Here is a 10,655-nt window from a genome sequence, read left to right on the forward strand (position 1 = left end):
CCGATTCCGCGGGTCGGTCAATGGAGCTTTCCCGTGCGGCGGCACCCGCTCCATGTCCTTGACAAGGCTTCCGATGGCTCTTGACGATCAAAAAATGCTCACATACGCTCCGGCTAGCTTATCGGGGGCAGTCCGAAATTTTCGGCGGCTTGGGCTCTGCGATGGGCTGAATGCAGAGGAACAAGGTCCTTCGGTCCACGCGAAGCACGTGTCTGCGAGGGTGATCTGCGTCGATGCCGAATGTCTTCACCGCGCTCACTCACGAGCTCACGCTGACGGAGTGCGAACCGATCGCCGTCTCCTTCCAGGGCGATCGCGCCGGTGACGGGCCCCTGACCCTCGGCCAGCTGAACATCCTGCGCTGGCTGGACGGTTTTCCCGATTCGCACGGCTGGATGCGGTGGGCGCTGGAGCTGCCCGAGGGCACCGAGCTGGACGACGTCACCGAGACCTTCGCCGTTCTGCTGGCCCGTCATGAGGGGCTGCGCTCCACCTACGCGGCCGGCCCTCCCCCGGCCCAGCGGGTCGCCGCGGCGGGTGAGCTGATCATCCACCGCTTCGACGCCGGCGCCGGGCCGGTGGAGTCCGCCGCATTGGCGGCGGAGCTCGGAACCCTCCTGGACACGCGCCCGCCGTACAGTCCCAAGACGCATCCGCTGCGCGTCGCCCTGGCCACGCGCGGCGGCAAGGTCCTCGCCGGCGTCATGGACCTCTCCCATCTGACCGCGGATTTCCTCGGCCTCGCCGTCTTCGGCCGCGAGTTCGCGCACCTGGTGCGCCACCCCGCGGAGCGTGAGATCGGGCAGGCCCGTCATCAGCCGCTGGACCAGGCCTGGGCCGAGCGGCGTCCGCCGCTGGCGCGCCGTACGGCGAGCGCTCTGGCGCTGTGGGAGAGCGTGCTGAACCGGGCGCCGCACCACCTCTACACGGCCGCCTCCACGGGCTCGCCGCGCGACTCGGTCGCCGCCGAACTGTGCTCGCAGGCGGCGGCGACGGCCTTGGCCGAGATAGAGGCGCGCGTCGGATTCGGCCGGCCGGCGATCGTCCTGGCCGCCATCTGCGCCGTGCTCTCCCAGCGCACCGGGCGCTGCGCCAGTGACTTCCTGACGCTTTCCAGCAACCGGTACGACAGCCGTTCGGCGGGCTACCTCGGGACTCTGGTGCAGTCGGCCCTCATGCGCGTGGACCTGGAATCCATGAGTTTCGACAGATGTGTCCACCAGGCCTGGCTGGCGACCGTGAAGGCGGGCAAGCACGGGATCTACGACGTCGAGAAACGCTCGCAGATCTCCGAACGAGCCGAGCACCGGCGAGGTGTCCGCTTCTGCTTCGAGCCCCTGTTCAACAATCTCGTGGTGGGCCGGATCGACTCCCAGCCTCCGGAAGCGCCGGCCGAGACCGCTCTCACCTGGACACCGATGGTGGAGACCGACGTCATGCTCAGGTTCGACCTGTTCGCCGCGGAGGAGACGCTCCGCCTGCGGCTGTGGACCGGTCACCTGGACCGGGTCCCCAGGGACGAGCTCGAACGGATCCTGCTGGCGATCGAGCGCCTCCTCCTGGCGGCGGCCTCGGAGGATCTGAGCCGCCCGCGGATGGACGAGGTCACCGGGCTGGGCCCGCTTCCACGGGACGGCGACTGGCTGCTGGTCGACTCGTGCTGGATCCAGGTCGGCGAGGTGCAGCGACTCCTGGACGAGGTCCTCATGCCGCTTCCCGCCCGGGTCTTCCCCGAGGTCCGGGGTGAGCCGCTGGTGGCCTTCCTCGCCCGTGGCCCGCGGGTCCGATCCGCCGAGGAGGCGCACGCGCTCTGCATGGAGGGCCTGCGCCGCCGTCCTATTGCGATGACGCCCCGCCGCTATGTGCTCTGCGATCATGCCCCGGACGACGTGGGCGACCTGGACGCCTGGCTGGGCCGCCCCGTGGTGGCGGAAGGCGCGGGCCGTACGACAGGGCAGCCGGGATGACCGGCGTCGTCGGCCGGTGGATGCGCCACGTTCGGGCCCATCCCCAGGACATCGCGATCCACGGCAGAAAGCGGGTCGCCACGTACCACGACCTCGCGGTCCGGGCCTCGGGACACCTGGCGGAACTCGACACCGTCCCAGGCGGCGACCCGGTGCTCATCGCGTGCGCCGATCCGGTGGAGACCGTCGCCGCGATGCTCGCGGCCATGGCCTGCGGCCGCGTGTTCGCTCCGGTGGACGTACGAACGCCGCCCGCGCGGCTGGCCATGGCCATCGACGACCTGCGGCCGGGAGCCGTCGTCGTCGACCGGGCCGGAGCTCCGGTCCTGGCCGGAACCGGCCGGAAAGGGTTCCGGACCCTGGACGCCCGGGACGTACGAGACCAAGCGGTGGATCCGGCACGATGGGACCCCGGCGAGCCGGACGGCCCCGGCTACGTCTACTTCACCTCGGGAACCACGGGCCGGCCGAAGGGGGTCGTGGGAAGCCTCCCGGCGATCACGCATTTCGTCACCTGGGAGATCGACCTCGTGGGCGCGGGCAGGGGGACGCGCGTCTCCTCGCTCACCTCCGCCGGGTTCGACGCCTTCCTGCGCGACGCCTTCGTCCCGCTGTGCTCCGGCGGGACGATGGTCGTGGCCCCGCAGAGCGCCCGCAGCGGCCAGGGGCTCGCCCACTGGCTGGAGACCAACCGCGTGCAGATCCTCCACTGCGTCCCCACGGTTTTCCGCACCCTCCGAGCGGCGGACCTGACACCCGGGTCGCTGCGCGAACTGCGCGCCGTCCTGCTGGCGGGAGAGCCGGTACGTCCCTCCGACGTCCGCTCCTGGCAGGAGCTCTTCGGGACGGAGAAGGAGCTGATCAACCTCTACGGCCCCACCGAGACCACGATGACCAAGCTCTTCCACCGGATCACCGCCGCGGACGCGACGGCGGAATCGGTCCCCGTCGGCGAACCCCTCCCAGGTGTGACGGTGCGGCTCCTGGAGTCGGGCGAGGTCGAGCTGCGCACGCCGTTCCCGCTCCACGGCTACCTCGGAGGACGGCAGGGCGGCTTCGACCCGTCCGATCCGCACCGGTTCCGGACGGGCGACCTCGGGCGGTTCCGGCCGGACGGCTCCCTGGAGCTCCTGGGCAGACGCGACCGGCAGGTCAAGGTGAACGGCGTGCGCGTCGAGCTCGACGACGTGGCGAACGTGCTCATGCGCTCCCCCGGGGTCCACGACGCCCACGTCGTCCTCGTGGATGAGAAGCTCTGCGCGTACGTGGTCGCCGATGACGGCCGCCACGAGCAGGAGGTGCTGCGCCATCTGCGCGAGCATCTCCCGCCGGGCGTCGTCCCCACCGTGTTCGTGTGGCTCGACGAGCTGCCACGGACCTTGAGCGGGAAGGTCGACCGCCCCCGGCTGCCCCAGCCTCCGGAGAAGACCCGCGGAAGAGAAAGAGCCGATGCGTTTTAGTCTGTTCTACTTCGCCGACGACAGCACGCAGCCTTCCGCCAACCGCTACGAGCTGCTCCTGGAGGGGGCACGCTACGCGGACGCGCACGGCTTCACGGCCGTGTGGACGCCGGAGCGGCATTTCCACGCGTTCGGCGGGCTCTATCCGAACTCCGCGGTGACCGGCGCGGCCGTCGCCGCGGTCACCGAACGCGTGGCCGTCCGCGCCGGCAGCGTGGTCGCCCCGCTGCATCACCCGATCCGCATCGCGGAGGACTGGGCCGTGGTCGACAACCTGTCCGGCGGGCGGGTGGGGGTGTCCTTCGCCTCCGGGTGGCACGCGGTGGACTTCGCCTTCAACCCCGACAGGTACGCCGACAGGACCCGCGTCACCGTCGAGACGCTGGAACAGGTCCGCCGGTTGTGGCGGGGGGAGGAGGTGAGCGTCGTCACCGGGGTGGGCGAGGAACAGCGGGTCCGCATCTTCCCGCCTCCCGTCCAGCCGGAGCTCCCGGTCTGGCTGACGAGCTCCGGCAGCGTCGGGACGTTCCGCACGGCCGGCACCCTCGGCGTCGGCGTCCTGACCAACCTGCTCAGCCAGAGCGTCGACGAGCTGGCACTCAAGATCAAGGAATACCGCGCGGGACTGGACGGCAGGCCCGGTGACGTGGTGGTGATGCTGCACACCCACCTCGGGCCGCCGACCGACGCGGTGCGGGAGGCGCTGACGGCGTACGTCCGGAGCTCGGTCGGCCTGCACCTCGGTTCGAGCGCCGGCTCGGCGCGCAACGTCGACCCCGCCGCGCTCGGTCCCAAGGGCGTCGAGTTCATGACGCGCAGGGCCGTCAAACGGTTCTTCGACGAGGCGGGCCTGCTGGGCGAGCCGGCCGTCGCGGCGGAACGGGTCCGCCGGCTGGCGGCGATCGGCGTGGACGAGATCGCCTGCCTCATCGACTTCGGCCTGGAGACGTCCGCGGTCCTCGGGAGCCTGGACCTGCTGGGCAAGCTGCTGGACAGCGGTGATCACTGATGGACGCGCACACCAAGAGGCGCCTGCCCGAGGCCGAGGTCAAGGGGCTCGTCCAGCGCGCCCTCGGACGCCGCGCCGTCGCCGCGCGAGAGCTGGGAGCGGGTACGTTCGCCGCGCTGTGGCGCGTCCGGCTGGACGACGGTTCCGAGGTCGTCCTCAAGCTCAGCCCTCCCGGCGATGCCGGACTCCTCGCCTACGAGCGGGACATCATCCGGACGGAGGCGCTGTTCTACCCCCTCTCCGAGGGGGCCGGCGTCCCGCAGCCCCGGTTGCTCCACGCCTGCCTCGATGGCCCCGTACCGCATCTGATCATGACCGCGGTCGAGGGAGTCCCCTGGTCGGACGCGGCCGAGCGGCTGGCCGAGGAGGAGTCCCGGCAGTTGCGCTCCATGCTCGGGCAGTACGTCGCCGCGCTGCATGGCATCAAGGGGACGGAGTTCGGCTACCCGCATCTGCCCGGGATGAGGGCCGCCACCTGGCGGGAGGCCTTCCTGGCCATGGTCGACGGCCTCCTCGCCGACGCCGTCCGGTTCGACGCCGACCTTCCCTGGCCGGCCGACGAGATCGCGCGTGCCGTACGGGCCGACGCCGGCGCGCTCGACGAGGTCACCGAGCCCGCCCTGGTCCATTTCGACCTGTGGCCCGGCAACATCCTGCTGGACCTCGACCGCCGGCCGCCGCGCATCGCGGCGCTGATCGATCACGAACGGGCGTTCTGGGGGGATCCGCTGGCCGACTTCGTCTCCCTCGACGTGTACGGCCGAGCCGAGCACGACCCGGACCTGCTGCGGGGCTACCGGCAGGCCGGCGGGCGCCTCGAGCTCACCGGGAGCGCGCTCACCCGGCTCGCCCTCTACCGGACCTACCTCTACCTGATCATGATCATCGAGGAGAAGCCCCGTGGATTCGATGACGCCGACCGCCATGACCGCGTCGTGAAAGTGCTCCTCGAACAGCTGATCCGCTGAACCGCGCAGGGAGATGACCAAGGTGGAAAGAAAGCTGACGGAGAATCGATCCAGCAGGACGCTGACCCCGGCCGAGTTCGCCGACGTCCGGCGCAAGCTCACGGTGCGGTCGCGGACCAGGAGGGGGGTCGGAGCCGATCCCGGCTATGCGACCGACCTGCCCGGTGAGCTCAGCCTGCAGCTCACCTACTCCTGCAACCTGCGCTGCGACCACTGTTTCCAGTGGAACGACCAGGGCTTCCTGCGCGACTACAGCAGAGACCGGGTCACCGCCGAGCTGGACATCGAGGTGCTCGAACGGCTGCTCCGCGAGACGGACGCGACCAGGCCCAAGACCTGGCTGTGGGGCGGCGAGCCGCTGATGTACCGCCGCCTGCCCGAACTGGTCGAGCTCCTTCTCCGCTACCCCCGCAAGGTCAACATCTGCACGAACGGCCTGCTCATCGAGCGCAACCTGGAGCACCTGCTCAAGCTCGGCAGCAACCTCAACCTGACGGTCAGCCTCGACGGGCTCGAAGCCGACCACGAGGCGCTGCGCGGGCCGAGGTCGTTCTCCAGGACGGAACGCAACCTCAAGACCCTGCTCGACCTGCGCAGGAGCGGGGATTATCAGGGCGAGGTCACCGTCAACTCCATGGTCAGCAACGCGACGGCGGGCCGCCTGTACGAGTTCATGGAGTGGGCCGAGGAGCTGGAGCTCCACTCGGTCTTCTTCCAGCTGCCCTGGTGGATCACTCCCGAGGCCGCCGCGCGGATGGACGAGGTGTACGCGCGCGACTTCGCCTGGCTCAACCCGCCGCCCCCGCCCGGGCAGGCCACCTGGCACTCCTACACCTACCACCTCGAACCGGACAACATCCCCGTCCTGCTGGAGTCGATGAGAAGGCTCGCCGGACGCGTGTGGAAGCCCTGGATCCGCTACACGCCCGAGGTGACGCTCGACGACGTCACCGACTTCGCCCTCGGCCGCAGCCGGCTGGTCGCGGGCAAGTCCACCTGCCTGGCGGTCTCCAGCCGGTTGGAGGTGCACGCCGACGGCAAGGTCAGCTCGTGCAAGTTCTTCCCCGAGTTCATCGTCGGGGACATCAGGGACGGGACGCTGGCGGAGGTCTGGCACAGCCCCGCCTTCCGCCGGGTGCGCACCACGCTGCGCGCGACGGGCCTGATGCCCGTCTGCTCGAAGTGCTCATCGCTCTACGAAAACGGAGTGTGAACGAGATGGACGACCTCCTGCCGCAGATCAAGTCGATGCTGGCCGAGGCCCTGGGCGACGACTGGGCCGCGGAGGAGCTCGGCGACGACGCGGACATCATCCGCGAGCTGGGCATGGACTCCATCCAGTTGATCAACTTCCTGTTCATGGTCGAGGAGAGGTTCGACGTCGAGCTCGACTTCGACCGGCTGGACATCGAGGGGCTGTACTCCATCCGCGCCTTCTGCGGTTTCGTCCTGTCGCATGTCAACGCCCTGGCATGATCGCGATCCTGACAGGCGGCCCGGGGCTCGGCGCCCACGTCACCGGCCTGCTGCTCAGGCGGCGGCTCAAGGAGCTCGGGGCGTCCGGCGAGGTCTTCCTGGCCGAGGCCTTCTGGCAGCCCGAACGGCGCGACAGGATCTCCGCGAGCAAGGAGGCGTACCAGCGGGACTTCCGTCTCGCCCGGGTCGGCCAGCGCCTTTTCCGCAACCTGTCGGACGCCTTCGACCCGATGCTGATCGAATCGGCGAAGAAGCGCTGGCATGACGGCGCGGTCCACCGTTTCGTCGTCTTCAGCGGTCTCTGGCTGCCCGTCGTGGAGAGTTACGCGGAGGAGTTCGGGGCCGTACCCGTTGACGTGTGCCACGCCGACTCGGCCAACTCGCCGTCCTTCGCCCGCCGGGCCGAGTCGCTGGACAGGCATCGGGAGGTGTGGCTGTTCGACTCCGCCGGCAACGACATCCCCTGGACGATCAGGGCCACCACCGAGCCGCCGCTGCGCTGGGAGGATCGGGACAGGCGTGTCCTGGCGCACGGCGGCGGCTGGTCGATGGGCACGTACCTGGAGCGGGCCGCCGAGCTGAACGCCGCAGGCCTGCCCCTCGACCTCGTGGTGCGCGACGTCGGCGAGGCTCCCGACCTCGCTCCCGGCTCGCGTCGCTTCATGATGGATCCGTCCTGGAATCCCTGGCACGACGACGGCTTCCCGCCCTTCGGCGAGATCGTCGCCGGCGCGCCCCCCGTGTACGAGCAGGCCGAGGACCATCACCAGGCACTCGACCTGACCAGGCACGCCGTGGCGATCATGGCCAAGCTGGGCGGAGGCACGATCCTCGATGCGTTCACCGCGGCGACGCCGATCATCTGCCTGGAGGGGTACGGCGAGCACGAGGATCGTAACGTGCAGTTCTGCGTTGACCTGGGCATCGGCATCACGTTCGAGGCGTGGCGGGACACCGGCTTCTCGCTGGAACCGCTCGCGCGGATGCACCGCCGCCTGCTCGACCTGCACGACCGGCCCCGTGATTACGCGCGGGAGTTGGCGGCGCTTGCCTGCTGATCGCCGTGCTCGCTCCCCCGTCACGAGCCGCCTAGCATTACCTCGGGCAGCTCCGGGGGCCGCTGTCCTGCCCGGCGCCGACGACGGTGACCTGGCCAGGGGTTTCCGGTGCCAGGGCGGCGGCCGTGCAGACGATCTGGTCGATGGCCAGTGCGGGCAGTTGGCTTGGCGGGGTGGACAGGGTCACCACCAGGTGGCCGCCGGGTTCGGCGGTCATCGAGAACGGGCCGGCTTCGGGTGGGACGTCGGTGGTGAGCCCTTGCGTCCGTTCTCTAGGGGTGGGTCCGGCTGCCAGCAGCGCGAGCGCGTCCGCTGGGGACAGTCGGTAGCCGGGTCGCGTCACCGTGCTGAGCCGGCCGTTCTTGACCAGGTAGAGGGTGACCTTCAGGGGTAGTGCGATGGGTCCGCTGGGCGGGTCGCCGGCGGAGATGGCGTCGCTGGGTTGCACGCCGCAGCCGGCCGCGAGCGTCAGCAGGGCCGCGGCGAGCAGGCGGCGGGTGGGTCCGGCCGTCACTCGGGGCCCCCGTCGGGAGCGTCCGCCCGGCGTGGCAGGCGCAGGGTGAAGAGGGCGCCGCCGTCGGGGGCGTTGGTGACGGTGAGGTCGCCTTGGTGCAGGCGGGCGTTCTCCCGGGCGATGGCCAGGCCGAGGCCGCTGCCTTCGGATCTGGCCCGGGCGGCGCTGGCCTTGTAGAAGCGGTCGAACACGTGCGGGAGCACCGCCTGGTCCAGCCCTGGTCCGTGGTCGCGGACCTGGAAGGTGATCCAGTGCGGGTCGGCGGTCAGGTGTAGCGTCACGGGTGGTTGGCCGTGGCGTAGGGCGTTGCCGACCAGGTTGGCGAGGATGACGTCGACGCGGCGTGGGTCCAGTCGTGTGGTCACGGCGGGTGGGAGGTCGGTGTGGACCTGCTGGGTCCAGCCTCGGACGCGCAGGGTGGCGGAGACGAGTTCGGCCACGTCGACCTCGTTGAGTGCGAGGGCGGCGACGCCGGAGTCGAATCGGCTGATCTCGATGAGGTCGTTGACCAGGGCGGTGAGGTTGAGGGTTTCCTGGCTGACCAGCCGGGCGGCTCTGCCGGCGGGCTCGGGCAGCCGGGCGGCCTCCTCGTCCAGGATGTCGGCGACGGCGGTGAGTGCGGCCAGCGGGGTGCGTAGTTCGTGGGAGACGTCGGCGACGAATCGGCGGGCGTCGGCCTCCATCTCGCGTAGTTGTTTGACGTGTCGTTCGAGTTCGGCGGCGGTGTTGTTGAAGGTGTGTGCCACCTCGGCCAGCTCGTCGGAGCCGTGGACCGTGATTCTGGTCCGTAGTTCGCCTTGGCCCAGCAGGCGTGCCGCGTGGCCGAGTTCGCGTACCGGGCGTAGCACGCCGCGGGTGGCCAGCGATGCCAGGACGACCGCGAACGCCAGGGCGGCCACGCCGATGAGCCAGGCACGTACGGCGAGCTCGTCGATGCTGCGCTGTTCGGCAATCAGGCTACGCGCGGCGTAGACCTCGATGCCGGAGGCCCGCGTCGTGCGGTCCCCCTCGACGACCAGCAACGGCGTGCCGATGATCAGCCAGGGCACGCCCTCCCGCACCACGCGTTGCCACGCGATGTTGCCGTCGGCCACCATCTGCCGCAACTTTGGTGAGATCACCCCGAGTTCCGAGGCCAGCACCCTCCCGCCCGGCCTCAAGCGCCCCGGCGGGGCGACCGGCGAGTACATCTCGCGGTAGACGGCGACCGCGAACTCCACGCTGTTCTGGTCGGGCACGGCGGTGGCGATGTCGTCGAGCTCGTCGGGGCCCGGCGCCGGAGTCCGCAACGGGTAGAGCGCCTGCAGGCGGCTCTTCATGGCCTGCACCGTGGCATCCTGGGTCCGTTGCAGGATGTCGTTGCGGGCCTGGACGTAGAGCCCGCCGGCCACCGCAGCCGCGGTGACCACGCACAGCAGTGCGAATGCCAGCAGCAGCCGGGTTTGCAGCCCCAGGCTCGGCCGAGGCGTCACCGGCCGCTTCACACCGGCCCGAACCGGTACCCGAACCCGCGCACCGTCTGCACATAGACAGGCGCCGCCGAGTCGTCCTCGATCTTCGCGCGCAACCGCTGCACACACGCGTCCACCAACCGCGAGTCACCGAAATACCCGTGCTCCCACACCGACTCCAGCAACTGCTGACGGCTGTACACCCGACCCGGCGCAGCCGACAACTCCAGCAACAACCGCAACTCGGTCGGCGCCAGACCCACCACCACCCCACGATGGGCGACCACCAACCCGGCCCGATCAATGGTCAGCTCCCCATACCGCTCCAGCTCCGCCTGATCCCGCCCGATCCGCCGCAACACCGCCCGAATACGCGCCTCCAACACCCTGGGCTGCACCGGCTTGACCACATAATCATCGGCACCCGCCTCCAACCCGGCCACCACATCCATGTCATCACCCCGCGCGGTCACCATGATGATCGGCACCTGCCCGACAGCCCGGATACGACGACACACCTCGAACCCGTCCATCCCCGGCAACATCAGATCAAGCACCACGACATCGGGAAGATGCGCCCGCAGCCGCTCCAGCCCCCGCTCACCGGACTCCACCGCGCTCACCCGATGCCCATGCCGGGTCAGGGCCAGCTCAAGCCCCTCCCGCACAGCCGGGTCATCCTCGATCAACAACACCCGCGACACGCCGCTCATCACAGCACGCTCCGTACCTCACCCGCCGATCCACCCCGT

The 10,655-nt window shown here is 70.2% G+C and carries 10 protein-coding genes; 7 read left to right on the plus strand and 3 right to left on the minus strand.

What is annotated here, in order from left to right:
- Window positions 1-233: 233 nt before the first annotated feature.
- Genes AB0J87_RS25835 through AB0J87_RS25865 form a run of 7 tightly spaced genes read left to right on the plus strand, consistent with a single transcriptional unit; the run spans window position 234 to window position 7,938 of the window.
- Window positions 234-1,967 (plus strand): condensation domain-containing protein, encoded by a 1,734-nt coding sequence (locus tag AB0J87_RS25835; RefSeq protein WP_363969013.1) that lies wholly within the window; start codon window positions 234-236, stop codon window positions 1,965-1,967.
- Entirely contained in the window at window positions 1,964-3,427 is a 1,464-nt protein-coding gene (locus AB0J87_RS25840; protein WP_363969015.1) for an AMP-binding protein, read from the plus strand. The genes AB0J87_RS25835 and AB0J87_RS25840 overlap by 4 nt, the downstream gene beginning before the upstream one ends.
- Window positions 3,417-4,436 (plus strand): MupA/Atu3671 family FMN-dependent luciferase-like monooxygenase, encoded by a 1,020-nt coding sequence (locus AB0J87_RS25845; RefSeq protein WP_363969017.1) that lies wholly within the window; start codon window positions 3,417-3,419, stop codon window positions 4,434-4,436. The genes AB0J87_RS25840 and AB0J87_RS25845 overlap by 11 nt, the downstream gene beginning before the upstream one ends.
- Entirely contained in the window at window positions 4,436-5,404 is a 969-nt protein-coding gene (locus tag AB0J87_RS25850) for a phosphotransferase (protein WP_363969018.1), read from the plus strand. Before AB0J87_RS25845 ends, AB0J87_RS25850 begins: the two co-directional genes overlap by 1 nt.
- A 22-nt stretch (window positions 5,405-5,426) precedes the next feature.
- Window positions 5,427-6,617, plus strand: a complete 1,191-nt coding sequence (locus AB0J87_RS25855; protein ID WP_363969020.1) for a radical SAM protein — start codon at window positions 5,427-5,429, stop codon at window positions 6,615-6,617.
- A gap of 5 nt (window positions 6,618-6,622) precedes the next feature.
- On the plus strand, window positions 6,623-6,880 hold the full coding sequence (locus AB0J87_RS25860; RefSeq protein WP_350740127.1) for an acyl carrier protein: 258 nt from the start codon (window positions 6,623-6,625) through the stop codon (window positions 6,878-6,880).
- The gene (locus tag AB0J87_RS25865; protein WP_363969022.1) at window positions 6,877-7,938 is read left to right on the plus strand and encodes a hypothetical protein; all 1,062 of its coding nucleotides are present in this window, start codon (window positions 6,877-6,879) and stop codon (window positions 7,936-7,938) included. The genes AB0J87_RS25860 and AB0J87_RS25865 overlap by 4 nt, the downstream gene beginning before the upstream one ends.
- Before the next feature lie 37 nt (window positions 7,939-7,975).
- On the opposite strand, the gene AB0J87_RS25870 is transcribed toward AB0J87_RS25865, so the two are convergent.
- Genes AB0J87_RS25870 through AB0J87_RS25880 form a run of 3 tightly spaced genes read right to left on the minus strand, consistent with a single transcriptional unit; the run spans window position 7,976 to window position 10,607 of the window.
- Window positions 7,976-8,452 carry a hypothetical protein gene (locus AB0J87_RS25870; RefSeq protein ID WP_363969024.1) on the minus strand — a complete coding sequence of 159 codons (477 nt, stop codon included), beginning with the start codon at window positions 8,450-8,452 and terminating at the stop codon, window positions 7,976-7,978.
- Window positions 8,449-9,924, minus strand: coding sequence for a HAMP domain-containing sensor histidine kinase (locus AB0J87_RS25875; RefSeq protein ID WP_363969026.1), 1,476 nt, complete (start codon window positions 9,922-9,924; stop codon window positions 8,449-8,451). Before AB0J87_RS25875 ends, AB0J87_RS25870 begins: the two co-directional genes overlap by 4 nt.
- An 8-nt stretch (window positions 9,925-9,932) precedes the next feature.
- Window positions 9,933-10,607 (minus strand): response regulator transcription factor, encoded by a 675-nt coding sequence (locus AB0J87_RS25880; protein ID WP_363969046.1) that lies wholly within the window; start codon window positions 10,605-10,607, stop codon window positions 9,933-9,935.
- Window positions 10,608-10,655: the final 48 nt, after the last annotated feature.

Origin of the sequence: Nonomuraea sp. NPDC049625 (genome assembly GCF_040675285.1) — a bacterium.
In the GTDB taxonomy this organism is placed as follows: Bacteria; Actinomycetota; Actinomycetes; order Streptosporangiales; family Streptosporangiaceae; genus Nonomuraea; species Nonomuraea angiospora_A.

Excerpts from the sequence above, each read along its gene's own strand:
- AB0J87_RS25835 (WP_363969013.1), top strand. The coding sequence starts at position 234 with ATGCCGAATGTCTTCACCGCGCTCACTCACGAGCTCACGCTGACGGAG.
- AB0J87_RS25840 (WP_363969015.1), top strand. The coding sequence starts at position 1,964 with ATGACCGGCGTCGTCGGCCGGTGGATGCGCCACGTTCGGGCCCATCCC.
- AB0J87_RS25845 (WP_363969017.1), top strand. The coding sequence starts at position 3,417 with ATGCGTTTTAGTCTGTTCTACTTCGCCGACGACAGCACGCAGCCTTCC.
- AB0J87_RS25850 (WP_363969018.1), top strand. The coding sequence starts at position 4,436 with ATGGACGCGCACACCAAGAGGCGCCTGCCCGAGGCCGAGGTCAAGGGG.
- AB0J87_RS25860 (WP_350740127.1), top strand. The coding sequence starts at position 6,623 with ATGGACGACCTCCTGCCGCAGATCAAGTCGATGCTGGCCGAGGCCCTG.
- AB0J87_RS25865 (WP_363969022.1), top strand. The coding sequence starts at position 6,877 with ATGATCGCGATCCTGACAGGCGGCCCGGGGCTCGGCGCCCACGTCACC.